Annotated in this window: 24 protein-coding genes; 10 read left to right on the top strand and 14 right to left on the bottom strand. The window is 73.2% G+C overall.

What is annotated here, in order from left to right; genetic code table 11:
- Nucleotides 1-286: 286 nt before the first annotated feature.
- The 6 genes from purE to mca form a co-directional block, all read right to left on the bottom strand.
- Complete coding sequence (purE, locus tag ABZU69_RS03020; RefSeq protein ID WP_354962739.1) at nt 287-778, bottom strand: 5-(carboxyamino)imidazole ribonucleotide mutase; 492 nt, start codon at nt 776-778, stop codon at nt 287-289.
- A 53-nt stretch (nt 779-831) separates the two neighbouring features.
- Nucleotides 832-2,007 (bottom strand): 5-(carboxyamino)imidazole ribonucleotide synthase, encoded by a 1,176-nt coding sequence (locus ABZU69_RS03015; RefSeq protein ID WP_354962738.1) that lies wholly within the window; start codon nt 2,005-2,007, stop codon nt 832-834.
- A gap of 141 nt (nt 2,008-2,148) precedes the next feature.
- A complete protein-coding gene (locus tag ABZU69_RS03010) occupies nt 2,149-4,185 on the bottom strand; it encodes a thioredoxin domain-containing protein (RefSeq protein ID WP_354962737.1) in 2,037 nt (678 codons plus the stop codon).
- 78 nt (nt 4,186-4,263) lie between these two features.
- Nucleotides 4,264-6,795: a bifunctional diguanylate cyclase/phosphodiesterase gene (locus tag ABZU69_RS03005; protein WP_354962736.1), complete on the bottom strand. Its 2,532-nt coding sequence runs from the start codon at nt 6,793-6,795 to the stop codon at nt 4,264-4,266.
- Nucleotides 6,796-6,977: 182 nt separating this feature from the next.
- A complete protein-coding gene (locus ABZU69_RS03000) occupies nt 6,978-7,271 on the bottom strand; it encodes a hypothetical protein (RefSeq protein ID WP_354962735.1) in 294 nt (97 codons plus the stop codon).
- 48 nt (nt 7,272-7,319) lie between these two features.
- Nucleotides 7,320-8,201 carry a mycothiol conjugate amidase Mca gene (gene mca / locus ABZU69_RS02995; RefSeq protein ID WP_354962734.1) on the bottom strand — a complete coding sequence of 294 codons (882 nt, stop codon included), beginning with the start codon at nt 8,199-8,201 and terminating at the stop codon, nt 7,320-7,322.
- A gap of 196 nt (nt 8,202-8,397) precedes the next feature.
- Between mca and ABZU69_RS02990 the strand changes: the two genes are divergently transcribed.
- Both ABZU69_RS02990 and greA read left to right on the top strand, forming a co-directional pair.
- Entirely contained in the window at nt 8,398-8,838 is a 441-nt protein-coding gene (locus ABZU69_RS02990; protein ID WP_354962733.1) for a DUF4307 domain-containing protein, read from the top strand.
- Nucleotides 8,839-9,006: 168 nt separating this feature from the next.
- The gene (gene greA, locus ABZU69_RS02985; protein ID WP_089017664.1) at nt 9,007-9,504 is read left to right on the top strand and encodes a transcription elongation factor GreA; all 498 of its coding nucleotides are present in this window, start codon (nt 9,007-9,009) and stop codon (nt 9,502-9,504) included.
- Between the two features lie 61 nt (nt 9,505-9,565).
- Here the strand turns inward: greA and ilvA are convergent, their stop codons facing one another.
- Genes ilvA through ABZU69_RS02965 form a run of 4 tightly spaced genes read right to left on the bottom strand, consistent with a single transcriptional unit; the run spans nt 9,566 to nt 14,302 of the window.
- Nucleotides 9,566-10,786 (bottom strand): threonine ammonia-lyase, encoded by a 1,221-nt coding sequence (gene ilvA, locus ABZU69_RS02980; protein WP_354962732.1) that lies wholly within the window; start codon nt 10,784-10,786, stop codon nt 9,566-9,568.
- Nucleotides 10,783-11,691 (bottom strand): DUF4328 domain-containing protein, encoded by a 909-nt coding sequence (locus tag ABZU69_RS02975; RefSeq protein ID WP_354962731.1) that lies wholly within the window; start codon nt 11,689-11,691, stop codon nt 10,783-10,785. The genes ilvA and ABZU69_RS02975 overlap by 4 nt, the downstream gene beginning before the upstream one ends.
- A 45-nt stretch (nt 11,692-11,736) precedes the next feature.
- Complete coding sequence (locus ABZU69_RS02970) at nt 11,737-13,146, bottom strand: amidase (RefSeq protein ID WP_354962730.1); 1,410 nt, start codon at nt 13,144-13,146, stop codon at nt 11,737-11,739.
- Nucleotides 13,147-13,159: 13 nt separating this feature from the next.
- Nucleotides 13,160-14,302: a cystathionine gamma-synthase gene (locus tag ABZU69_RS02965; protein WP_354962729.1), complete on the bottom strand. Its 1,143-nt coding sequence runs from the start codon at nt 14,300-14,302 to the stop codon at nt 13,160-13,162.
- A gap of 68 nt (nt 14,303-14,370) precedes the next feature.
- On the opposite strand from ABZU69_RS02965, the gene ABZU69_RS02960 reads away from it, so the two are divergent.
- From ABZU69_RS02960 to ABZU69_RS02940, 5 genes are all read left to right on the top strand, one after another.
- Complete coding sequence (locus tag ABZU69_RS02960; RefSeq protein WP_354962728.1) at nt 14,371-14,805, top strand: HIT family protein; 435 nt, start codon at nt 14,371-14,373, stop codon at nt 14,803-14,805.
- 72 nt (nt 14,806-14,877) lie between these two features.
- Nucleotides 14,878-15,540 carry a peptide-methionine (S)-S-oxide reductase MsrA gene (gene msrA / locus ABZU69_RS02955; protein WP_354962727.1) on the top strand — a complete coding sequence of 221 codons (663 nt, stop codon included), beginning with the start codon at nt 14,878-14,880 and terminating at the stop codon, nt 15,538-15,540.
- A gap of 394 nt (nt 15,541-15,934) precedes the next feature.
- On the top strand, nt 15,935-16,864 hold the full coding sequence (locus tag ABZU69_RS02950) for a ribonuclease Z (RefSeq protein WP_354962726.1): 930 nt from the start codon (nt 15,935-15,937) through the stop codon (nt 16,862-16,864).
- Entirely contained in the window at nt 16,861-17,394 is a 534-nt protein-coding gene (locus ABZU69_RS02945) for a GNAT family N-acetyltransferase (RefSeq protein ID WP_354962725.1), read from the top strand. The genes ABZU69_RS02950 and ABZU69_RS02945 overlap by 4 nt, the downstream gene beginning before the upstream one ends.
- A 102-nt stretch (nt 17,395-17,496) precedes the next feature.
- Nucleotides 17,497-18,453, top strand: coding sequence for a trypsin-like peptidase domain-containing protein (locus tag ABZU69_RS02940; protein WP_354962724.1), 957 nt, complete (start codon nt 17,497-17,499; stop codon nt 18,451-18,453).
- Between the two features lie 90 nt (nt 18,454-18,543).
- On the opposite strand, the gene ABZU69_RS02935 is transcribed toward ABZU69_RS02940, so the two are convergent.
- On the bottom strand, nt 18,544-19,914 hold the full coding sequence (locus ABZU69_RS02935; RefSeq protein ID WP_354962723.1) for a cystathionine beta-synthase: 1,371 nt from the start codon (nt 19,912-19,914) through the stop codon (nt 18,544-18,546).
- Nucleotides 19,915-19,986: 72 nt separating this feature from the next.
- Nucleotides 19,987-20,343 carry a YkvA family protein gene (locus ABZU69_RS02930; protein WP_354962722.1) on the bottom strand — a complete coding sequence of 119 codons (357 nt, stop codon included), beginning with the start codon at nt 20,341-20,343 and terminating at the stop codon, nt 19,987-19,989.
- Between the two features lie 150 nt (nt 20,344-20,493).
- On the opposite strand from ABZU69_RS02930, the gene ABZU69_RS02925 reads away from it, so the two are divergent.
- The 3 genes from ABZU69_RS02925 (at nt 20,494) to ABZU69_RS02915 (ending at nt 23,696) form a co-directional block, all read left to right on the top strand.
- Nucleotides 20,494-21,546, top strand: a complete 1,053-nt coding sequence (locus ABZU69_RS02925) for an SGNH/GDSL hydrolase family protein (RefSeq protein ID WP_354962721.1) — start codon at nt 20,494-20,496, stop codon at nt 21,544-21,546.
- A complete protein-coding gene (locus ABZU69_RS02920; RefSeq protein ID WP_354962720.1) occupies nt 21,543-22,355 on the top strand; it encodes an SGNH/GDSL hydrolase family protein in 813 nt (270 codons plus the stop codon). The genes ABZU69_RS02925 and ABZU69_RS02920 overlap by 4 nt, the downstream gene beginning before the upstream one ends.
- A 78-nt stretch (nt 22,356-22,433) precedes the next feature.
- Nucleotides 22,434-23,696: an acetyl-CoA C-acetyltransferase gene (locus tag ABZU69_RS02915; RefSeq protein ID WP_354962719.1), complete on the top strand. Its 1,263-nt coding sequence runs from the start codon at nt 22,434-22,436 to the stop codon at nt 23,694-23,696.
- 12 nt (nt 23,697-23,708) lie between these two features.
- Here ABZU69_RS02915 and ABZU69_RS02910 read toward each other — a convergent pair whose 3' ends face one another.
- The gene (locus tag ABZU69_RS02910; protein ID WP_354962718.1) at nt 23,709-24,029 is read right to left on the bottom strand and encodes a hypothetical protein; all 321 of its coding nucleotides are present in this window, start codon (nt 24,027-24,029) and stop codon (nt 23,709-23,711) included.
- Nucleotides 24,030-24,074: 45 nt separating this feature from the next.
- On the bottom strand, nt 24,075-24,833 hold the full coding sequence (locus tag ABZU69_RS02905) for a Bax inhibitor-1/YccA family protein (RefSeq protein ID WP_354962717.1): 759 nt from the start codon (nt 24,831-24,833) through the stop codon (nt 24,075-24,077).
- Nucleotides 24,834-24,859 lie beyond the last annotated feature (26 nt).

Here is a 24,859-nt window from a genome sequence, read left to right as displayed (position 1 = left end):
CCCTGCGGCGTGAATGAGTGGGCACGGGCACGCTGAGCGTGCCGGGTACGTGCGTCGGTTGCGGGGCGGCGTGCCGGGTACGTACGTCGGCTGCGGTGAGCGGGGCGGGTGCGTGCGCGGGCGCCGCCCCCGCTGCGGGTCCGCCCGCTGCGGCCCTGGTTCGCCGAGCCGGCCGCCGGCCCGCGGAGGGATCAAGCCTGACCGCCCGGAGCGGGTGGGCTCCCCCCGAAACCCCCACGGCCCGAACCACCGGCCATGACCCCCGATGGCCGGGACGCGCCCCGGGTTAGCTCAGGGTGGCCTGGAGGGCGGCTTCCTTGGCGGCTACCAGGTTTTCCAGGTCCTGCTGGTAGGTCGTCATCTTGGCGCGCAGGTGCTCGTCGGCCGCGCCGAGGATCCGCACGGCCAGCAGGCCGGCGTTGCGGGCGTTGCCGATCGAGACGGTGGCCACCGGGATCCCGGCGGGCATCTGCACGATGGACAGCAGCGAGTCCATGCCGTCGAGGTGCTTCAACGGCACCGGAACGCCGATCACCGGCAGCGGGGTCACCGAAGCCACCATGCCGGGCAGCGCCGCGGCCCCACCGGCACCGGCGATGATCACCTTGAGGCCCCGGTCAGCGGCGTCGCGGCCGTACTCGATCATGGCAACCGGAGTCCGGTGCGCCGAGATCACGCGGACCTCGTACGGCACCCCGAAGTCGTCCAGCACCTCGGCGGCGGCCCGCATGGTCGGCCAGTCCGAGTCACTGCCCATGATCAGCCCAACCGTGCTCACTCCGGTACCCCCTCCGTTCACGACCGCGGGGCTCGCCGGCGCACGCTTCGCGGTCACTCGTGCCCCTCGCGCAGCCAGCGCGCGGCCCGGGCGGCCCGCGCCCGTACCTCGTCCAGGTCGTCGCCGAGCACCGTGACGTGCCCGATCTTGCGGCCGGGCCGCACCTGCTTGCCGTAGAGGTGCACCTTGGCCCCCGGCTCGGCCGCGAAGAGGTGGTGCAGCCGCTCGTCGATCGACATCCCGCCCGGCTCGCCGCCGAGCACGTTCGCCATCACCACGACCGGCGCGGCCAGCGCAGTGTCACCCATCGGGTAGTCGAGCACCGCCCGCAGGTGCTGCTCGAACTGGGAGGTCCGGGCCCCCTCGATGGTCCAGTGCCCGGAGTTGTGCGGACGCATCGCCAGCTCGTTGACCACGATCGCCGGCCGGCCGGCCGCGTCGCGCACCTCGAAGAGTTCCACCGCGAGCAGGCCGACCACGCCGAGCGCGGTGGCCAGGTCGATGGCGAGCTGCTGGGCGGTGACCGCCAGCTCCTCGTCCAGACCGGGCGCCGGGGCCAGCACCTCCACGCAGATGCCGTCCCGCTGCACCGTCTCGACGACGGGGTACGCGGCCACCTGGCCGAACGGCGAGCGAGCCACCTGCACGGCCAGCTCCCGGCGCAGCGGCACCCGCTCCTCGACGATCAGCCGGGTGCCGCCGGCGAGCAGCGTCCGGGCCAGCTCGGTGGCCTGGGTGGCGTCGTCGACCAGCCAGACCCCTCGGCCGTCGTAGCCACCCTGGGCCGCCTTGAGCACCACCGGCCAGCCGACCTGCTCGCCGAAGCCGACCAGGTCGGCGGGGTCACCCACCGGCTGCCACGCCGGGTTGGGCGCGCCCAGCTCGGCCAGGCGTTCCCGCATGACCCGCTTGTCCTGGGCGTGCAACAGCGCATCCGCCGGAGGGTGCAGGGTCACGCCCTCCGCCGCCAGCGTGCGGATGTGCTCGGTGGGCACGTGCTCGTGGTCGAAGGTGACCACGTCGCAGCCCTTGGCGAAGGTGCGCAATGCGGCCAGGTCGGTGTGGTCGCCGTACTGGACGTCGGCGGCGACCAGCGCCGCGCCGTCGTCGGGGGCGACCGCGAGTACGCGCAGTGACTGGCCGAGGGCGATCGCGGCCTGGTGGGTCATCCGGGCCAGCTGGCCGCCACCCACCATGCCGACAACAGGCAGACCGGTACGGGAATCCATAGCGCGGCCAGCCTATCCGGGCCGCCGGCGCGGCCACCCACAGGGCCGGCGCTCGCGCGGCCGGGTCCGGCCGGGAAGCGCCGACCACCACCGGGCCCTGGTCGCGGGCAACTACCGGGCGCTACGTCGGTCGCGGTGTGCTCAGCGGAGCTCAGCGACCAGCTCCTCGACCGACGTGACCGGGCGCTGGCAGACGAAGCCCCGGCAGACGTACGCGGCGGACCGCCCGTCGACCAGCGGGCGGTCGGCCAGCAGCGGCACCCCGGGCTGGTCCGGGCGCCCCGCGACCACCACCGCGCCGGGCGGGGCGTGCCGGTGGGCCGCCGCCACCAGCGGGTCGCCGGCCGGGTCGTCGGTCGCCACGGCGATCTCGTACGGCCCGGAGAGCAGCGCCTCGCCGACCGTGGCCGCGTACCCGGTGAACCGGGCGTGCTGCCCGACGATCGGCGCGACCGTGCCGAGCGCCACCTCGGCGGCCTCCCGGTAGCGGGGCTCACCGGTCAGCGCCGTGTACGCGACCAGCCCGGCGGTCAGCGCCGACCGACCGGACGGGGTGGCGTTGTCGGTCGGGTCCGCCGGGCGGGTGACGAGCCGCTCCGCGTCGTCGGCGGTGTCGTAGAAGGCGCCGCCGGGCGCGGCGAAGTGCTCCAGCGCGGTGTCCAGCAGCCCGCCGGCCAGGGTGAGCCAGCGCCCCTCGCCGGTGAGCTGGTGCAGCGCGCAGAACGCCTCGGCCACGCAGCCGTAGTCCTCCAGTACGCCGGCCGGTTCACCGACCGCACCGCCCCGGGAGACCCGGCGCAACCGGCCATCGACCAGGTGCACGGTGGCCAGGTGCTCGGCGGCGTCGCGCATCGCGCCGTCGGCGACGATGACGACGCCCTCCATCAGGTTGACGTCCTCGTCCTGCGGCGACGCGTACAGCGCGACGACCTGCTGGAACTCGACGAGGGCGGTGATCGCCAGGCCGTTCCAGGCCGCCACCACCTTGTCGTCACGGGCCGGTTGTGGCCGGTTGTCGCGGGCCGTAAGCAGCCGCCCCACCACCTGCTGCCAGCGAGCCCGGATCTCCGGCGCGACGTCGTCAACGTCCCGGGCGAGCCGGAGCACGCTCGTGCCGTGTTCGAACGTGCCCTCGACCGTGACGGCGAAGAGATCGGCGGCCCAGTGGCCGTCCTCCTCGCCCAGCACCTCGACGAGTTGGGCCGGCGTCCAGGCGTAGGTGAGCCCCTCGACGCCCTCGGTGTCGGCGTCCAGCGCGGACGCGAAGCCCTCTCCCGGCCGGTGCAGTTCGTCGGCGAGGAAGCGGGCGGTGTCCCGGGCGACCCGGCGGGCCAGCGGGTCGCCGGTCAGCCGCCAGAGCTGGGTGTAGACCCGCAGCAGCAGCGCGTTGTCGTAGAGCATTTTCTCGAAGTGCGGCACCGTCCAGTGCGCGTCCACCGAGTACCGGGCGAAGCCTCCGGCGAGCTGGTCGTAGATGCCGCCCCGGGCCATCGCCTCGGCGGTGTGCCGGACGATCTCCAGGCTGCGCGGGTCGCCCGTCCGCTGGTGGTGACGCAACAGGAAGAGCAGGTTCATGTGCGGCGGGAACTTCGGGGCGCGCCCGAAGCCGCCGTTGGTCGCGTCGTACTCGCCGGCCAGGTTGGCGGCAGCGGCGTCGAGCAGCGGGGCGTCCAGCGGCGTGCTGGGCCCGCCCACGGCCTGGGCGCCGCCGATCGCCTCGACCACCGCGGCGCCCTGGCGCAGCACCTCCTCGCGCTGGTCCCGCCACGCGGTGGCGACGGACTGGAGCAACCGGACGAAGTTCTCGCGGGGGAAGTAGGTGCCGCAGAAGAACGGGGTGCCGTCCGGGGTGGCGAAGACGGTCATCGGCCAGCCGCCCTGACCGGTCATCGCCTGGGTGGCGGTCATGTAGACGGCGTCGACGTCCGGGCGTTCCTCACGGTCCACCTTGATCGACACGAAGTCGTCGTTCAGCAGGGCGCCGACGTGCTCGTTCTCGAACGACTCGTGCGCCATCACGTGGCACCAGTGGCAGGCGGCGTAGCCGACCGAGATCAGCACCGGCACGTCGCGCCGCTTCGCCTCGGCGAACGCCTCGTCGCACCAGGGCCACCAGTCGACCGGGTTGTCGGCGTGCTGGAGCAGGTACGGACTGGTGGCGCCGGCGAGTCGGTTCACCCGACGACCATAACCAGCCCCGGTCGGTCACGCCGGGCGGTCACCCGCCGAACACCCCGGCCCGAGCCGGGTTGACGGTCAGGAGGCGCCGTCGGCGCGGAGCCGGAAGACGTTCGACTCCGCGGAGTCGCGCAGCGACCCGAGCACCGCATTGATCTTGTCGGCCGGCATCGGCTTGAAGAAGTGGTAGCCCTGCGCGGAGGTGCAGCCCAGCTCGGCGAGGGCCAGCCGCTGCTCGGCGGTCTCCACCCCCTCGGCCACCACCCGCAGCCCCAGCTCGTGGGCGAGACCCACGGTGGTCCGTACGATCGCCGCCGCCTCCGGCGAGTCCGCCATCCGGATCACGAAGGAGCGGTCCACCTTCAACTCGTCCACCGCGATCCGGGTGAGGAAGGTCAGCGAGGAGAAGCCGGTGCCGAAGTCGTCCACCGCGAGCTGCACACCCATCGACCGGAGCGTGGCCAGCACCTCGTCGATGACCTCCAGCTCGCTCATCACCACCGTCTCGGTGATCTCCAGGACCAGCCGGTGCGGCGGCACCTGGTGCCGGCGCAGCGCGTCGGCGATCTCCGCCGGCAGCCGGGGGTCGAGCAGGCTACGCGCCGACAGGTTCACCGAGATCGGGACGTCGAGCCCCTCCTGGGCCCAGTCGGCGGCCACGCTGAGGGCCTTGTCCAGCACGTACCGGGTGAAGGTGCCGAGCTGCTCGCTGTTCTCCACGGGACGGATGAAGTCGGCCGGGCCCAGCCAGCCGCGCCGGGGATGCCGCCAACGGATCAGCGCCTCCACGCCGGTCGGCGCGCCGGTGGCCAGGTCGACCGCCGGCTGCAGTGCCAGCACCAGTTGGTCGTCGACCTTCAGCGCCTCGCGCAGCTCGGCCAGCAGGGCCAGTTGGTCGGTGCTGGCCGCGTCCCGGGCACCGTCGTACGCGGCGACACTGCCGCCGCCCTCCTTCGCCTGGTACATCGCGATGTCGGCCCGGCGCAGCAGCTCCGTCAGGTCGGCGGTGCCGGCGTCGGCCACGACCACCCCGACGGAGACCTCGATCGACATCCGTACCCCGGCCACCTCGGTGGGCGCGGCCAGCCGTTCGGCGATCTCCCGGGCCTGGCGTAGCGCGTGCGCCATCGGTGCGGCCCGGTCGCCGAGCACCGGCACCGAGGTGAGCAGCAGAGCGAACTCGTCGCCGCCGAGCCGGCCGAGCAGGTCACCGGGGCGGGCCAACGCGCTGAGCCGGTTCGCCGTCAGCCGCAGCAGTTGGTCGCCCGCGGCGTGCCCCAGCGTGTCGTTGACCTCCTTGAACTGGTTGATGTCCAGCAGCAGCAGCGCCACCGGGTGGTCGTGCGCGAGCTGCCGCAGCGCCTGATCACCCTTGCCGAGCATGGCGGCCCGGTTGGCCAGCCCGGTGAGCGGGTCGTGCACCGCCTCGTACGACGACCGGGCGGTGACCAGCCGCAGTTCGCGGTGGGTCGCGGCGTCGTGCAGCGCGGCGGCGAGCGCGTCGCCGAACGCGGCCACCGCGTCGTGTTCCCGGGCGGTGGGCGGAGCGGACCGGGGGAACCGGACCCGCAGCCGACCGACCGGCGCGGCACCCACCGACAGCGGACGGATCAGCTCGTCCTCGCCGGGTTCCGACCGGTCCGGCGGGCCCACCTCACGGTCGACCAACTGGCCGCCGGCGTCGCCCCGGTAGCGGCGCCACCGGCCGTCGGCCCGGGCCACGTCCACATCGACCAGCTCAGCGCTGAACAGCGCCAGCGCGCCGGTCACCGCAGCGCTGGCCACGCCCCGCTCGTCGAGCTGGTTGAGGGCCGCGGTGGCCTCGGCGAAGGCCCGCCACGTCCGGCGTTCCTGGTCGGCGCGCAGCCGGTAACGGTAGGTCTGCTGGAGCAGCCAGAGCAGCGGTGGGAGCAGCAGCAACCAGCGCGGGTCGAGCTCCAGCAGCGCGATCACCACCAGGCCGACCGCCACGTTGCCGACGAACATCAGCAACTTGCCGCGCAGAGCGGCGAGCAGCGGTGGCCCGATCGGCAGCCCGTGCCGCAGGCCCAGCGTCACCCCACCGAGCCAGGCGGTCACCAGGAGGTACGTCACCGAGCCCGCGATCACGGCCAGCGCCAAGATCGGGGTGGGCGCGGCGAGCAGCGGGTGGCCCAGCGCGGTGGCCACGGACACGGCCAGTGCCGACGCGGCGGCCAGCGACGCGGCGATCCGGACGATCTCCAGTGCCGGACGGCGGTCGTTGTGCAGTGAGTGCGCCGTCCAGGCCAGCCCGGCGCCGAGCAGGGTGGCCGCCGGCAGCCAGCCGGCCGGCGCCAGGTAGAGGCAGACGATCAGGGCCGCCTCGCCCCAGGTGATGCTGACCATGCCGGCGGCCGAGCGGAACCGCAGCCGCGCGAACTGGGCGACGGCGAAGACGGCGACGGCGATGCCGAAGCGGGCCGGACCGCCGAGCGGATCGTCGGCCGGCAGCCGGTGCGGAAGGGTCAACCCGACCGCGGCGGCGACCAGAGCGGTCAGCGTCACGGCCGCGGTGAGCACGAGCAGCCGGGCAGGCGTGCCGCGCACCCCGAGCCGGTCGAACGGGTCGCCGGCCGGGCCGGAGGTCATCGACCTCCCCCGTCAGCCGACGGACCGACGGCGGTACGGCGGGCGGCCGGTGCTGTGACTGTCATCGGCGCCCCCTCCCGCACACAGCTCAAGGACTTTTGGTCCCCCCGGCGGAAGGCTAAGCCAAACCGGGTGGTCGCAACAGGGGGCGACCACCCGGTTCGGCGTGAATCATGCGCGGACTACCCGTTCCGGTGCTGCTGGTGCCCGTTGGGAGCGGGCGTGGAGGAATCACGCGCTCCGGTCCCGTCTGTCGGATCGGCGACTGTCGCTTCGGCCCTGGTCGGGTCGGTCGGCGGCGTCTGCTGCGGAAACCGGTCGGGCAGCCGGCGCAGCCGGGCGTTCATGTTGCGGATCAGCAGGATGGTCGCGGTGGCCAACAGCAGGATGAGGAACAGGCCCATCGGGCCGGCCAGGCCACCCGTGCGGGTGTCCCCGAAGTTGTTCTCCGCGAGCACCTGGGTAGCGGTCAGCATGGCGTTCCTCCGATGTGCGGTTGCTTACCAGGGTAGCCCCGCGCGGAATCAGCGCGCGTGCGCCGTCTCCCGCACACCCGCGAACAGGTCGGACTCGGGCATCGGGCTGTCCACCACCGACCGGGCTAGCTCGTAGTCCTCCGTCGGCCAGGCGCGCTGCTGGAGCTCCATCGGCACGTGGAACCAGAAGCCGTCCGGGTCGACCTGGGTGGCGTGGGCGCGTAGCGCGTCGTCGCGGACCGAGAAGTATTCGGCGCACTCCACCCGGGTCGTGATCCGGGGGCCCTTGTCCGGCCGCTCCTCCCAGCGCTTGAGCCACTCCTCGTACGGCGACTCCTTGCCGGCGGCGAGCATGCCCTCGTGCAACGCCATGATCTTGGCCTTGGAGAAGCCGATGTCGTAGTAGAGCTTCAGGGGCTGCCACGGGGCGCCCAGCTCCGGGTAGCGCTCCGGGTCGCCGGCCGCCTCGAAGGCGGCCACGCTCACCTTGTGGCACATGATGTGGTCGGGGTGCGGGTAGCCGCCCTCCTCGTCGTACGTGGTGACCACGTGCGGGCGGAACTCGCGCATCAGCCGCACCAGCGGACCGGCGGCCACCTCGACGTCCTGGAGGGCGAAGCAACCCTCGGGCAGCGGTGGCAGTGGATCGCCCTCGGGCAGCCCGGAGTCGACGAAGCCGAGCCACGCCTGGTCGACGCCGAGGATCGCCCGGGCGGCGTCCATCTCGGCGCGGCGGATCTCGCCGATGTTGGCCCAGACATCGGGTCGGTCGAGCTTGGGGTTGAGCACGCTGCCGCGCTCCCCGCCGGTGCACGTCACGACCAGGACATCCACGCCCTCGGCGACGTACTTCGCCATGGTCGCCGCACCCTTGCTCGACTCGTCGTCCGGGTGCGCGTGGACGGCCATGAGACGCAGCTGTTCTGCCAACTTCGGCACTCCTCGTCTGTGCCGGCCGGTGGACCCGACCGGGCTCGACCGGCTGACCTGCCGGAATCCTCCACACCCGGTCGGCGGTCGACACCATGGGGCCGACCTGCCATTCCTGCCGCTGAGCCGGGCTGGGAGGATGGACTCTGTCATTCTTGCTGATGCCGCCGACAACAACGCCAGGAGATACCCGCCGGTGACCGAGACGCACGCCACAATTTCATCGGGCGCGCCGGCTTTCCCGGCCGGCCGCTACGGCCGTCGTCGGGCGACCGGCGGTGGGCGCCGCCGCACGCTGCTGGCCGCGCTGGCGCTGCTGGTGCTGGTGGGAGCCCTGAGCCTGATCTCGGTCCGGCTCTACCGGCAGTACGGCGATCCCGTCTACGACGCCCAGGTGATCACCTACACCGACATCACGGACAACCAGGTGCTGGTCGACTTCCGGGTGACCGTGCCATCGGGCGGATCGGCGGTCTGCGCGCTGCGCGCCCGGGACCGCGCCGGCGCCGAGGTGGCCCGCGAGGAGGTCACGGTGACCGCCGAGCCCGGTGACCGGCACGTGACCGCCCGGCACCGACTGACCACCACCGCGCGGCCGTTCATCGGCGAGGTGCTGCGCTGCCGGGCTCCGGCCTGAGCTGCCAGGACGGCACCGCGGCCGGCCGCCGTGACGGGCCTGAGCGGGCACCTACCCCCGGCGTCGGATACGGACACCAGCGGTGATCGTCGACACCCTGTGTCGTACCGCACTGGTAACTTGGTAGTTCACCTGTCAGCCAGCCACGCACAACTGAGGAGAACGCCTGTGTCCACTGGCAACGAGGCGCCCGCCACCTGGCTGTCCCAGGACGCGTACGACCGCCTCCAGGCCGAGCTCGACGAGCACATCGCCAACCGTCCGGCGATCGCCGCGGAGATCAACGCCCGGCGCGAGGAGGGCGACCTGCGGGAGAACGGCGGCTACCACGCCGCCCGCGAGGAGCAGGGCAAGGCCGAGGGCCGGATCCGCTACCTGCAGGAGCTGCTGCGCACCGCCAAGGTCGGCGAGGCGCCGACGACGGACGCGGTGTCCCCCGGCATGGTGGTGACGATCTACTTCGACGACGACACCGAGGACACCGAGACCTTCCTGCTCGGCTCCCGGGAGATCGCGGCCACCACCGACCTGACCGTCTACAGCCCCGAGTCGGCGCTCGGCAAGGCGATCCTGGGCGGTCGGCCCGGGCAGACCTGCACCTACACGGCGCCGAGCGGCGCCGACATCAAGGTGACCGTGGTCAGTTTCGAGCCGTTCTCCGGCTGATCGCCACCGGCCCCACCATGCGCTGCGGCGTACCGCCGCCGGGGCGTGGCACCCGCGGGTGTCACGCCTCGCCGGCGAAGACCACCTGGTAACCGCTGGCTCGCAGCGCGCTGATCAGGGTGTCCGAGTGCTCCACGCCCCGCGTCTCCACCGACAGCGCCACCTCCACCTCGCCGAGGCCGAGGTGCGGGTTGGCCCGCTGGTGCTCCACGTCCACCACGTTGGCCCGGTGCTCGGCGATCTGGCTGAGCAGCGAGGCCAACTGCCCGGGCCGGTCCGAGCAGCGCACCGTCACCCGCAGGTAGCGACCCGCGGCGGCCAGACCGTGCTCGATCACCCGCAGCATCAGCAGCGGGTCGATGTTGCCGCCGGAGAGCACCGCCACCACCGGGGCCTCCACCTGCACCACACCGGCCAGCAGCGCGGCCACGCCGACCGCGCCGGCCGGCTCGACCACCTGCTTGCCCCGCTCCAGCAGCATCAGCAGAGCCCGGGAGATGTCCTCCTCGGAGACCGTGACGATCTCGTCGACAAGCTTGCGGACGTGGCTGAAGGTGAGCTCCCCCGGCCGGCCGACAGCGATGCCGTCCGCGATGGTGGAGAAGGCCGGCAACCGGACCGGTTCCCCGGCCACCAGTGAGGGCGGGAAGGCCGCTGCGCCGGCCGCCTGCACACCGATGATGCGGACGTCGGGTCGCAGCGCCTTGGCGGCCACCGCCATGCCCGAGATCAGGCCGCCGCCGCCCACCCCGGTGATGATGGTCCGCACATCCGGGCACTGTTCGAGGATCTCCAGCGCCACCGTGCCCTGGCCGGCGATCACGTCCGGGTGGTCGAACGGGTGGATCAGCACCGCGCCGGTGCGCTCGGCGTACGTGTGCGCGGCGACCAGCGCCTCGTCGACCGTGTTGCCGGCCAACTCGACCTGCGCGCCGTACCCCTTGGTGGCCGCCACCTTCGGCAACGGCGCGTTGACCGGCATGAAGACCGTCGCGTGAGTGCCGACCAGCCCGGCGGCCAGCGCCACGCCCTGCGCATGGTTGCCCGCGCTCGCCGCGACCACACCGCGTTCCCGCTCCGCCGCCGACAGCCGGGAGATCCGCACGTACGCGCCGCGCACCTTGTACGAACCGGCGCGCTGCAAGTTCTCGCACTTCAGCCACGTCGGCCCGCCCAGCGCCGCGCTCAGCGGCCGGGAGGGCTCCAGCGGGGTGGTCCGGGTGACGCCGGCGAGCAGTTCCCGCGCGGCCCGCACGTCGTCGAGACCGACCAGTTCCGTCATGCCCCGATCGTGCCACCCGCCCCCGGCGCCTCCTGCGGCGACACCGGGGTCGCCGGGGGCAGAACGGCCGGCACGGGTCCGCCCGGCACCGGCGCCCGGAGAGTCGGGGACATCGGCCAGCCCTGGGCGGTCGTCGGCCAGGCCGGCATTCCCCGGGCGATCCGCGCCTCCTGCATGGTGGAGATCCGCCGGACCAGCACGATCAGCGCCACGGCGGCGACCACGCAGGCCACCGCGGGCACGGCGTGGCGGAGCAGAGAGTCCGGATAGTAATCGAGGTACGCCTGGTAGTCGGCGTCGGTGGAAGGGGTCTCCGGCAGCCTGTCGTACGCCTGGCTGTCGCGGCGACTGACAAACCGCTCGCCGACGCTGAACACCAACCAGGCGGCCCACCAGACGTACACCAGGTCCGGCGTGAACCGCCGCCAAAGGCTGTCCCGGGCCACGTTGGCCACCACCCGGGCCGGCATCACGAAGTTCGCGAACGGCACCAGCCAGCCGGCGATCGCCCAGCCGGCCCCGAGCGTCGGCAGCGCACCCGGGAACGCCTCGATGTTCTTGCGCGCCCGCCACGTCCAGATGATCACCAGTACGGCGGCGGTGAGGTACGCGGCCACCATGGGCAGCGCCAACAGCGCCTCGACGACCACCGCGGCGAGCAGCAGATCCGGGTCACCGTCGGCCCGGGCCTGCCGGGCCATCGCCAGCCCCACCAGCGAAGCGAGTGCCGCCACTAGGTACAGCACAGCGGTAGCGCCGACCGCGATGCCGGCAGCCAGGCCGATGCCGCGTACGGAGTAGGTCGGCAGCCCCGGAGTGACGGCGGGCTGGCCGAGCGGAGTGTGGCAACGCTGGCATTCGTTGTGGTCGGGGGGCGTGGCGTCCCCGCAGGTCTGGCAGCGCATTGATGTCCCCCGGTCCGCGCGACGATGCGCGCACACCGTAGACGATCATGCGGTGGCCGGCGACCCCGTTCCGACCCGGGGATAGCCGGGGGCGTGGCGCGACCACGGCGCGGCCATCTCGAACTGACCGGCCACGCCGAGCAGCAGCAGCTCCGAGCCGGGCGGACCGACCAGCTGCACGGCGACGGGCAGCCCGTCCGGGCGGCGACCCACCGGCACCACGATCGCCGGCAGACCGGCGATGTTCCACGGTGCCGCGTACGGGGCGTACCTGATGTTGGCCGTCATGTTCGCCCGCCAGGACCGGTCGGACCAGCGTGCGGCCTCCGGCGGCGCGCTGGCCAGCGCCGGGGTGAGCAGCAGGTCGACGGAGTGGTCGGTGAAGAAGTCGATCGACCGCTGCCGCCAGGCGGCCCGGTCGGCCTCCCGGACGTAGCCGCGACGCTGCGCCCACTCCCCCAGCCCGACGTGGCGCCGGGTACGCCGTTGCAGGTCGCGCCGGTCCAGCCCGGCGGCCCGGACGTCGGCGGCCGCGGCGGCGAACCAGGTGGCGATGCCCTGCAGGCCGAGCGCGGTGGGATAGACCGGATCGGCCGGCACGGTGTCGTGCCCGGCGGCCGCCAGCAGCCGGCCGGCGGCGGCGACCGCGTCGCGGTTGGGTGCGTCCGGCGAGACACCGCGCACCGGGGAGCGCAGCGAGACGCCCACCCGCAGCCGCTGCGGCGGGACGAGCTTCTCCGGCCGCCGACCGGCGAGCACCGAGAAGCCAACCGCCGCGTCGGCCACCGTGCTGGTCAACATGCCGTGCTCGGTGAGGCCGAACCAGTCGTCCGCGCCGAGCTGGCACGGGACCACGCCCCGGCCGGGCTTGAGCCCGACCAGGCCACAGCACGCCGCCGGGATCCGGATTGAACCGAGGCCGTCGTTGCCGTGCGCGATCGGCACCAGCCCGGCGGCCACCGCGGCGGCGGCGCCGCCGGACGAGCCGCCGGGGGTACGCCCGCTGTCCCACGGATTGCGCGTCACCGCGCTGTTGTCGTCGGTGAGCGCCCACAGCCCCAGCTCGGGCATCCGGGTCACGCCGAGGATCACCGCGCCGGCGCCGCGCAGGCGGCGCACCACCTCGTGGTCGGCCTCCGCCACGTCGGTACGCACCGCGGCAGAGCCGTTCCAGGTGGGCAGGCCGGCGACCGGAGTGTTCTCCTTGACCGCCACCGGCACCCCGGCCAGCGGCAGGTTGGCCAGGTCCTCCTGCTCGTCGACCTTCTCCGCCTCGGTGATCGCCTCACCGCCGCGCACGGCGCGGAACGCGGCCAGCTCGCCGTCGGCCCGCGCGATGTACTCGAGGTGGTCGGCGACGACCTGGGTGGCCGAGACGTCTCCCCTGCGTACGCCCCGGGCGATCTGCTTGGCGGTCGCCCCGACCCAGGTCGCCATGATGTCCTGCACGGCCATCCTTCCCCAGCGGTCAGCCCAGTGCCTGCTCCAGATCGGCGAGCAGGTCGTCGACCGTCTCGATGCCGACAGACAGTCGCACGAGATCGCCGGGAACTTCAAGCGGCGAGCCGGCAGCACTTGCGTGTGTCATCCGGCCCGGGTGCTCGATCAGGGATTCCACCCCGCCCAGCGACTCGGCGAGCACGAAGAGCTTGGCCCGATTGCAGATCTCCACCGCGTGGTCCTCGCCGCCGGCGGCCCGGAAGGAGATCATGCCGCCGAACCGGCGCATCTGCTTGGCGGCCACCTCGTGACCGGGGTGGGAGGGCAGCCCGGGGTAGATCACCTGGGCCACCTTGGCGTGCCCGTCGAGGTACCCGGCGAGCCGCTCGGCGTTGTCGCAGTGCCGGTCCATCCGTACCCCGAGGGTCTTGATGCCGCGCAGGGTGAGCCAGGCGTCGAACGGCCCGTTGATCGCGCCCATCGCGTTCTGGTGGTAGCGCAGCTCCTCTCCGAGCGCGGCGTCGGCGACGACGAGCGCGCCACCGACCACGTCGGAGTGGCCACCGATGTACTTGGTGGTGGAGTGCACCACGACGTCCGCGCCGTGCGCGATCGGCTGCTGCAGGTACGGCGAGGCGAAGGTGTTGTCGACCACCAGCAGCGCGCCCGCGTCGTGCGCCACGCCGGCCAGGGCGGCGATGTCGGCGATGCCGAGCAGTGGGTTGGTCGGCGTCTCCACCCAGACGATCTTCGTACGGCCCGGCTGCACGGCGGCCCGGACCGCGGCCGCGTCGGACACCTTGGCCGGGGTGAACTCCAGGCCCCACCGCTGGGAGACACGGGCGAAGAGCCGGTACGTGCCGCCGTACGCGTCGTCCGGGATGACCACGTGGTCGCCCGGCTGGCAGAGGGCCCGCAGCAGGGTGTCCTCGGCGGCCAGGCCGCTGGCGAAGGCGAGCCCCACCGGCCCGCCCTCGAGCGCGGCCAGGCACTCCTGGAGGGCGTCGCGGGTCGGGTTGCCGGAGCGGCTGTACTCGTAGCCGAGCCGGGGCGCGCCGACGGCGTCCTGCGCGTACGTGCTGGTCTGGTAGATCGGTGGAATCACCGCGCCGGTGCGGGCCTCAGGGTCCTGACCGGCGTGAATGGCGAGCGTCTCGAAGCCGTGGTTCATGCTGGTGAGGCTAGTGCCCCGCCCGGCGCTTCGGGGCGGGGCCGGGCAGTCGGCATTAGCCTGGGCCGATGAGCGGGTGCGTGTTCTGCGGAATCGTGGCCGGCGAGGTGCCCGCGTTCCGGGTGACCGACGAGTCGGACGGGGTGGCGTTCCTGGACACCCGCCCGGTCTTCGCGGGGCACGTGCTGGTGGTGCCCCGGGTCCACCTGGTGACCCTGGCCGAGCTGCCGGCCGAGCTGCTGCCGGGCTACTTCGCCCTGGTCCAGCGGCTGGCGGTGGCGGTGGAGACCGGCCTGGGGGCCGGTGGGACGTTCGTGGCGATCAACAACAAGGTGTCCCAATCGGTGCCGCACCTGCACACCCACGTGGTTCCTCGGACCAAGGGGGACGGGCTGCGCGGCTTCTTCTGGCCGCGTACCCGCTACCCCGCCGATCAGGACGCCCGAGACATCGCGGCCCGGGTGGCCGACGCCCTGCCACGCCCGTCCCGGCCGCCGGCCTGACTCCAGCCTGGGCGGGTAAGGAACCTGGGCCCACCGGGTTGCATGCGGCAGAGGTACGAGAGGAAGTCCACCGTGTTCCTTCGCCAGTCCAAGGCTGAGCTGCCCACCCCCGACCAGGCCCTGCCGGGCCGCCCGATCGCCATGCCGGTCGCCGACCGGCACGAGGTGCTGGGGACCCCGCTGAAGGGCCCGTACCCGGAGGGACTCCAGGTCGCCGTCTTCGGTATGGGCTGCTTCTGGGGCGCCGAGCGGCTGTTCTGGACGCTGCCCGGGGTGTTCACCACCTCCGCCGGCTACGCGGGTGGCATCACCAGGAACCCGACCTACGAGGAGGCGTGTTCCGGCCGGACCGGGCACGCCGAGGTCGTCCAGGTGGTCTACGACCCGAGCAAGATCGCGTATGAGGACCTGCTGAAGGTCTTCTGGGAGAACCACGACCCGACCCAGGGCATGCGCCAGGGCAACGACGTGGGCACCCAGTACCGGTCGGCGATCTACACGACCACCGACGAGCAGCGGGCCGTCGCGGAGTCGTCCCGGGACGCGTTCCAGCCGATCGTGAAGCGGGCCGGCAAGGGTGACATCACCACGGAGATCGCCCCGCTCGGCAGCTACTACTTCGCCGAGGACTACCACCAGCAGTACCTGGCGCCGACGAAGAACCCGAACGGGTACTGCAACCACGGCCCGAACGGGCTGAGCTGCCCGGTCGGTGTGGCCCGTACCGCCGGCTGACCGTCAGCAACCCGCACGACCACGATGCCCGGCCGCCGAGAGGCGGCCGGGCATTCCCGTCCGGCGTGTGATCGAAATCCGTTGCCGAGCCCGCCGGGGACTCGATAGCGTGGCGGTACACGTGAAAGGAGGTGGTCCAGACTTGTATAGCAATCGGACTCGTGAGGTGGCTGTCCGCTAGCCGCTGTCCTCGACAGTGATCGGTCCGCCGCGAGGCGGGCACCAGTACCAACGTCGAGACCGTGTGGCAGCGGTGCGGCGAATCCATGACAGCCACCCGACCCCCGGGGTGCCGGCCCAGTCCAGCCGGCCCGCGCGAAAGCGCGGAACACCCCGGGGGTCGCTTCATCTGCCGGCAGCGGTCGGGCCGGTCAGCTCAGCCGGAGGACCCGCGATGTCCATGCGCGAGCTGGTGGTCCTGGGGACGGCCAGTCAGGCGCCGACCCGCCAGCGCAACCACAACGGGTACGTGCTGCGCTGGGACGACGAGGTGATCCTCTTCGACCCGGGCGAGGGCAGCCAGCGGCAACTGCTGCACACCACGGTCACCGCCACCGACCTGACCCGGATCTGCGTCACCCACTTCCACGGCGACCACTGCCTCGGCCTGCCCGGCACCATCCAGCGGCTCTCACTGGACCGGGTGGCGCACCCGGTCGCCGTGCACTTCCCGGCCGGCGGCGCCGAATACTTCGCCCGGCTGCGGCACGCCACCTCCTTCTACGAGACCGCCGAGCTGCGGGTCGAGCCGATCGAGGCCGACGGGCAGCGGATCACCCTGGGATGCGGCACGCTGGAGGCCCGCCGGCTGCGGCACCCCATCGAGACGTACGGCTACCGGCTGGTCGAGCCGGACGGCTACCGGATGCTGCCGGAGAAGCTGGCCGCGTACGGCATCGCCGGGCCGGCCATCGGCGAGCTGATCCGCGTCGGCCACCTCGACCTGGACGGGCGTCGCGTCAGCCGGGACGAGGTGAGCGTGCCCCGACCGGGGCAGCGGTTCGCCTTCGTGATGGACACCGGCCTCTGCGACGGGGTCTACGCCCTCGCCGAACACGCCGACCTACTGGTCATCGAGTCGACCTTCCTGGAGTCGGAGGCCGCGCTCGCCGCCGAGGTCGGCCATCTGACCGCGGCGCAGGCCGCCCGGGTGGCGACCGAGTCGGGGGTACGGCGGCTGCTGCTCACCCACTTCTCCCAGCGGTACCCGGACCCGCGCCGGTTCCACGACGAGGCGCGCGAGCACTTCGACGGCGACCTGATCATCGCCGAGGATCTGACCACGGTGCAGCTCCCACCACGCCGGGTAGCCTCGGCCGGGTGACCGTCACGCTCCGCCCCGCCACCGGTGACGACCTCGTGGGGGTGGGTGCCCTGCACCAGCGCTCCCGGGTCGCCGCGTACTCCTCCTTCCTGCCCGCCGAGGCGCTGGCCGACCCGACGTCGGAGGCGATGGGCCAGTACTGGACCGAGCGGTGGAGCTGGGAGCGGGACACCCACCGGCTGACCGTGGCGGAACGCGCCGGGACGCTGGTCGGGTTCAGCTACCTGGGCCCGGACGACGAGGACGACCCGGCGACCGGGCTGCTCAACGCGATCCACCTGGAACCGGCCGAGCAGGGGCGGGGCACCGGCCGCACGCTGATGGTGGACGCGCTGGACGCCATGCGGGCCGGGGGCTGGCGGCGAGCGGTGCTCTGGGTGCTGCGGGACAACGCACACGCCCGCGCCTTCTACGAACGCGGCGGCTGGACCCCCACCGGCGCCGAACGCGAGGAGTACATCGGCTCCGCCCCCACCCCGCAACTCCGCTACACCCGCCCGCTGACGGTGCAAGGAAGGGCACCTTATTAACGCCTCCGGTTGTACAGGGGCCCCTTATTAACACGGCGCAGGTCGATGTTCGCTGTCGGCGGATCAGGGCATGCCGGCGCCACGGGCGGCGTTGCCGGGTACATGGACACCGATCACACCAGGTCCGGCCCGGCCGAGGAGGCCGCGCTGGACGCGTACTCCCAGGTGGTCACGACCGTGGCGGCCCGGGTGCTGCCCAGTGTGGCCGCGCTGTCGGTGCGGACCGCACGCGGCGCCGGCGCCGGCTCCGCGGTCACCGTGGGCACCGACGGTCTGCTGCTGACCAGCGCACACGTCGTGCAGGGTGCCGCGGACGGCTCGGCGGCGTTCGGCGACGGCACCGAGACGACGTTCCGGGTGGTCGGCGCCGACCCGCTCTCCGACCTCGCCGTGCTGCGAGTCGACGAGACCACCGTGCCACCGGTGGAGCTGGGCGACGCCGACGCACTGCGGATCGGCCAGCTGGTGGTGGCCGTTGGCAACCCGATGGGGCTGGCTGGTTCGGTGACCGCCGGGGTGGTCTCCGGGCTCGGCCGCTCGCTGCCCGCCCGGGACGGGCGGGTCACCCGGCTGATCGAGGACGTGATCCAGACCGACGCGGCGCTCAACCCCGGCAACTCCGGCGGCGCGCTGGCCGACTCCGCCGGGCGGGTGATCGGCGTGAACACCGCCGTCGCCGGCTACGGACTGGGACTGGCGGTGCCGATCAACGCCACCACCCGGCAGATCATCGCCGAGTTGACCACCGCCGGCCGGGTCCGACGGGCCTGGCTCGGCGTGGCGGGCGTACCCGTTCCGCTGCCGCCAGAGGTGACCGCACGTACCGGCCAGCGACGCGGGCTGCGCGTGGTGGAGGTGGTGCCAGGCAGCCCGGCCGGCGTGGCCGGTCTCTACCTGGGCGACGTCATCCTCAGCGCGGGCGGGCGACCCGTGGCCGACGGCCAGGGGTTGCAGCGGTTGATGCTCGGCCCGGCCATCGGCGTCCGGCTGCCGGTGACCGTGTTGCGCAAGGGCGCGTTCGTCGACGTCGTCGCGGTCCCCACCGAGCTGCGTGCCTGACGCTCCGGCCGCCGGGCACCCGGCGGCCGGAGCGTTAACAAGGGGCCCCTGCTCTACACGAGGCGTTAATAAGGTGCCCTTCCTTACCGCTCAGTGGGCGCCCAGGTGGGCCAGGAGGTCCTGGCGGGTGAGGACGCCCTTGGGCTTGCCGTCGACGAGGACCAGGGCGGCGTCGGACTTCTCCAGCAGGCCGACGGCCTCGCTGACCGGCTGGCCACCACCGATCATCGGCAGCGGGTCGCCCATGTGCCGCTCGATGGTGTCGTGCAGGTGCGCCTGACCGGTGAAGAGCGCGTCGAGCAGGTCCCGCTCGGCGATGGAGCCGGCGACCTCGCCGGTCACCACCGGCGGCTCAGCCTTGAGCACCGGCAGCTGCGAGACGCCGTACTCGCGCATGTAGTCGATCGCGTCGCGGACCGTCTCGGTCGGGTGCACGTGCACCAGCTCGGGCAGCCCGCCCGGCTTGCTGGCCAGCGCGTCGGCCACCGTCGGCTCGGTGCCGGAGTTGTCGAGGAAGCCGTACCGGGCCATCCACGAGTCGTTGAAAATCTTGGACAGGTAGCCCCGGCCGCCGTCCGGCAGCAGCACGACCACCACGTCGTCCGGGCCGGCCCGACGAGCCACCTCCAGCGCGGCGACCACAGCCATCCCGCAGGAGCCTCCGACCAGCAGCCCCTCCTCGCGGGCCAGCCGCCGGGTCATCTCGAAGGACGCCTTGTCGGAGACCTCGACGATCTCGTCGGCGACACCCCGGTCGTACGTCTCCGGCCAGAAGTCCTCGCCGACGCCCTCCACGAGGTACGGCCGGCCGGTGCCGCCGGAGTAGACCGAGCCCTCCGGGTCGGCTCCGATGATCCGCACCCGGCTCTCGGAGGCCTCCTTGAGGTAACGGCCGATGCCGGAGATGGTGCCGCCGGTGCCGACGCCCGCCACGAAGTGGGTGAGCCCGCCCTCGGTCTGCTTCCACAGCTCCGGGCCGGTCGTCTCGTAGTGCGAGCGCGGGTTGGCCGGGTTGCTGTACTGGTTCGGCTTCCAGGCGCCGGGGATCTCCCGGGTCAGCCGGTCGGAGACGTTGTAGTACGAGCGCGGGTCCTCCGGGGCGACGGCGGTCGGGCAGACGACCACCTCGGCGCCGTACGCCCGCAGCACGTCCTGCTTGTCCTGGCTGACCTTGTCGGGGCAGACGAAGACGCAGCGGTAGCCCTTGAGCTGGGCCACCAGGGCCAGCCCGACACCGGTGTTGCCGCTGGTCGGCTCGACGATGGTGCCGCCGGACTTGAGAAGGCCGGCCGCCTCGGCGTCCTCCACCATCCGCAGCGCGATCCGGTCCTTCACCGAACCGCCCGGGTTGACGTACTCGACCTTGGCGAGCACGGTGGCCTGGATGCCCTCGGTGACGTTACGCAGACGTACCAGCGGGGTGTTGCCGATCATGTCGACGACGTTGTCGTAGTACTGCACGGTGTGCCCTCCGTTGCGGCGCCGGCGATGGCGGCCGGGCAGACGTTTCCTCGCCGCCCAGGGTACGTGCCGTCAGGGCACCAGCCCCCCGGGGATGACCGAGCTGCGCCGGGCCTCCCACTCCAGGAAACGGTCCGTCTCGGCGAGCACGCTCCCGGCCAGCCAGGTGATCATGACCGCGTCGTCGGCCAGCCCGAAGATCGCCAGTGGGATCTCGGGGAGCAGGTCGATCGGCGAGACGATGTACGCCGTCGCCGCGGTCATCAGGGCCAGCCGGAGGCCGCCGTCGTACTGCCCACGGGCGGTGGCCCGGATCATCCGGGGCAGCGCCGCCAACCGGGCGCCCAGCGACGGCCCGCCGCGTGCCCCGGCCGCCAACGCTCGGGCCAGGGCCGCGAACGCCGCGCTGCGCTTCAGTGTCTTCCCCATCGTCGCGCTCCTCTCCGCCGGATCAGCGTGGCGGGTCGGCGCAAGTCGGCCGGCCTCCCCCGGACAGGTACCCCGTCGCGTCGGTTTCCAGGCACCCGCGAGCCGTCACGACGACAGCGGCGTGTCGGCCCGGCGAGATAATGTCGTGGAATGGGGGTGGCTGGTTCCGTCGTACCCGTTGATCCGCGCTGGCGGCAGGCCCGGCGGGTCGCCTGGCTGGCGGCCATCGGGACGGGCGCCACCGCGGCGGCCGCGATCGCGACCGGCGGGGTGCTGCTCGGCCAGGCCCGCCAGGCCCGGCGCACCATCCCGATGGCCGAGGCGCCGCCGCCGCGCTGCGACGGGCTCTACGGCGCCAAGTTCCCTGGCGCGGCGCTCACCATGGTCGTGCTCGGCGACTCGTCGGCGGCCGGCTACGGGGTGCACCGCCGCCGGGAGACGCCGGGCGCGCTGCTCGCCACCGGCCTGTCCCGACGGCTGCACCGGCCGGTGCGGGTGCACCGCTTCGCGGTGGTCGGGGCCATCTCGGCAGTGCTCCGGCACCAGGTGGAGGCGGCGCTGGAGCGCGAGCCCGACATCGCGGTGATCCTGATCGGCGGCAACGACATCACCAACCGCACCCCGCGCGGGCTGGCTGTGCGCTACCTGGTCGAGGCGGTCCGCACGCTGCGCGACGCCGGTTGCGAGGTGGTCGTCGGCACCTGCCCCGACCTGGGCGCGATCCGTCCGATCCAGCCACCGCTGCGCTGGCTGGCGCACCGGTGGAGCCGACAGCTCGCCGCCGCCCAGACGGTGGCCGTGGTCGAGGCTGGCGGCTGGACGGTCTCCCTCGGTGACCTGCTCGGCCCCCGCTTCGCCGCCGAGCCGCACCGGATGTTCGCCTGGGACCGGTTCCATCCCTCCGCCGAGGGGTACGCGGTGGCCGCCGCCGCGCTGCTGCCGACGATGCTCTCCGCGCTCGGCACGGGGCAGGAACGACGGGTCACACCGACACCGGGCGAGGGCGTACGGTCGCTGCCGGAGGCCGCGCAGGAGGCGGCCCGGCACGCCGGCACGGAGGTCAGCGGCACCCAGGTCCGGGGCCACGACCACGGGCCGGCCGGCCGGTGGGCGCAGCTGCGCCGCCGGGCGTTCTTCGGTGTCGGTGCGGTGCCGCAACGCGGGTCCGCCCCGGACACCTCGACAGTGGAGGGACTGGCATGAACGAGCGCAGCGAGCGGGACGTGACCGCCGGTTTCCCGGTCCGACTGGGTCGGGCGGCGGCGCTCTCGCTGCTCGCCGGCACCGTGGGCGGCGCTGCCGTCCTGGCCGGCGAGGCGTTCGTCGCCCGGCACCGGCGCTACGCCCAGCCGGAGCTGGGGCTGGCGCTGCGGGCCACGATCGGTCGGCTTGACGCGCCACCGCTGCGGCTGGTGCTGCTCGGCGACTCGTCGGCGTTGGGCGTGGGCGTCGACCGGCTCGAGGACACCATCGGCGGGCAGTTGGCCAACCTGCTCGCCGAGGGCCCCGCAGGGCGGCGGGTGCACCTGTCCAGCGTCGGCGTCTCCGGGTCCCGCTCGACGGACCTGACCACCCAGGTGGCGCGGGCCCTGCTCGGCGAGCGGCCCGACGTGGCGCTGGTCCTGATCGGGGCGAACGACGCCACCGGGCTGCGTCGGCCCGCCGACGCGTCGGCGTATCTCGGTGCGGCGGTACACCGATTGCGCGAGGCGCGGGTCGAGGTGGTGGTGGGCACCTGCCCCGACCTCGGCGCCGTACGGGCCATCGCGCCCCCGTTGCGCCAGCTGGTCGGCTGGTCCGGGCGCCGCGTGGCCCGCGCCCAGACGACGGCCGTGCTCGATGCCGGCGGCGCGGTGGTCGATCTGGCCACCGAGACCGGGCCGGTGTTCCGGGCCGACGCGGGGACGCTCTGCCACGACGGCTTCCATCCCTCCGCCGACGGCTACCGGGTGTGGGCGCACGCCCTGCTCCCCGCCGTCGCGGCCGCCGCGGCGGTCGCCTCCCGACGCTAGATCGACGCGGCTCGGGGTGACATTTCCCGCCGGGCCGGCTCCTTCCGCGCCAAGTTACCGGCGGGTTAACGTGGGTCCATGCCGATTGAGTCGTCCCGCGACGCCGTCATCGTCGCCACCGCCCGCTCCCCCATCGGCCGGGCGCACAAGGGGTCCCTGCGCGACGTCCGCTCCGACGCCCTCGCCGCGACCATCGTCCAGGCGGCCCTGGACAAGATCCCCCAGCTCGACCCGACCACGATCGACGATCTCTACCTCGGGTGCGGCCTGCCCGGCGGCGAGCAGGGCTTCAACATGGCCCGCGTGGTGGCCACCCTGCTCGGGCTGGACACCGTGCCCGGCGCCACGCTGACCCGATACTGCGCCTCCTCCTTGCAGACCACCCGGATGGCCATGCACGCGATCCGGGCCGGCGAGGGCGACGTGTTCGTCTCCGCCGGCGTGGAGATGGTCTCCCGGTACGCCCGGGGCAGCTCCGACGGGCTGCCCCCCGAGGCGCAGGCGCTGGTCGGCGGCGGCTGGGAGAACCCGCGCTTCGCGGCGGCTGGCGAACGCTCGAAGCGTCGCGCGCAGGGCGGCGCCGAGGTGTGGGCCGACCCGCGCGAGTCCGGGGAGCTGCCGGACATCTACCTGACCATGGGTCAGACCGCGGAGAACCTGGCCCAGGTGTACGACGTCAGCCGCGCCGACATGGACGCGTTCGGCGTCCGCAGTCAGAACCTCGCCGAGAAGGCCATCGCCGACGGTTTCTGGGCCCGGGAGATCACGCCGGTCACCACGCCGGACGGCACGGTGGTGAGCACCGACGACGGCCCCCGGGCGGGGGTCAACCTGGAGGGCGTGGCCGGCCTGAAGCCGGTGTTCCGTCCGGACGGCCGGATCACCGCCGGCAACTGCTGCCCGCTCAACGACGGCGCCGCCGCCGTGGTGGTGATGAGCGCGCAGCGGGCCGAGGAGCTCGGGCTGACCCCGCTGGCCCGGATCGTCTCCACCGGCGTGACCGCGTTGTCGCCGGAGATCATGGGCCTCGGTCCGGTCGAGGCGTCCCGGCAGGCGTTGCGCCGGGCCGGCATGACCATCGACGACGTCGACCTGGTCGAGATCAACGAGGCGTTCGCCGCGCAGGTCATCCCCTCCTACCGGGAGCTGGGCATCCCGGAGGAGAAGCTGAACGTGATGGGCGGCGCGATCGCCGTCGGCCACCCGTTCGGCATGACCGGCGCCCGGATCACCGGCACCCTGCTCAACGCACTCGAGTGGCACGACAAGACCATCGGCCTGGAGACGATGTGCGTCGGCGGCGGTCAGGGCATGGCCATGGTGCTGGAACGGCTCAGCTGAGCCGACCGTCGCTCAGAGCGCGCTGCGGGTCGCCGTCACCTCGGCGGCGGCCCGCGCCAGCACCTCCGCACCCGGCCCGGCGGCGATCAGGTCCGCCACCACCACCCGCACCTGGTCGGGCAGGGCCAGGTCGTTGTCCAGCCGGGGCACCACCCGGCGGGGTTCGCCCTCGGCGTCGGCGGCCAGGTTGGCGATCTCCTGCACGAGCCGGTGCACCAGGTCGGCGCGGGACATGTTGCCGGTGGTCGCGACCGCCGCCCAGCGGGGCTGCTCCCAGTGCGCGACCTGACGGACCAGCAGCCGCACGGCCTGGTCCAACTCCGCTGTGCTCATCGCCGCCGAGTCTACGGCCGACGCCGGGCGAGTCACGTCGGCCGGTCAGCGGCGCAGGTAGCTGAGCAGCCGCAACAGCTGCCAGTAGAGAAAGACCAGCCCGGTGAGCAGGCCGAACGCGCTCAACCACGCGTACCGGCGGGGTCGGCCGTCGCGCACCGAACGCTCGACGAGGTCGAAGTCGAGGATGAAGCTGAGCGCGCCGGCGATGATCGCCACGACCGAGAAGGCGTACGGCAGCCAGCCCACCTCTCCGCTGACGCTGTAAACCGCCAGCCCCGGCCGCCCGGAGATCAGGTACGACACCAGGTTGACCACGCTGAGCACGGCGATGCCGAGCAGCGTGCCGATCACCACGCGGGCCAGCCGGGGCGTCGCCCGGATGATCCGGGCCCGGTAGAGCGCCGCCATGCCGAGGAAGACGCCGAAGGTGCCGGCCACCGCCTGCACCACGATGCCCGGATAGACCAGCTCGAAGGCACGGCTGGCCACCCCCAGCAGCAGCCCCTGGAGCAGGGCGTAGCCGACGATCGGCACCGGGTTGGTGATCCCGCGCAGCGAGATGACCAGGACCAGCGCGATCGACGCGAGAGCGCTGCCGGCCAGCGCGGCGGGCACCCAGACCGCCTCCGGCACCACCGCCCAGGAGACCGCCGCCGCCACGCCGGTGAGCAGCAGCAACCCGACGGTGCGGACCACCACGTCGTCGACGGTCATCGGCTCGACGTCACGGGCACCGAGCACCCGGGCTTCCAACCGGCCGGTCTCGTCCAGCCGGTTGAGCACCGGGTTGTTGCTGCGCACCGCCACCTCCTTCGCCCGCGTACCCC

It is taken from the genome of Micromonospora sp. NPDC005206, from assembly GCF_040608175.1.
Classification (GTDB): domain Bacteria; phylum Actinomycetota; class Actinomycetes; order Mycobacteriales; family Micromonosporaceae; genus Micromonospora.
Note: the sequence above shows the minus strand (reverse complement) of the source record. Positions and strands in the feature narration are given on the sequence as shown.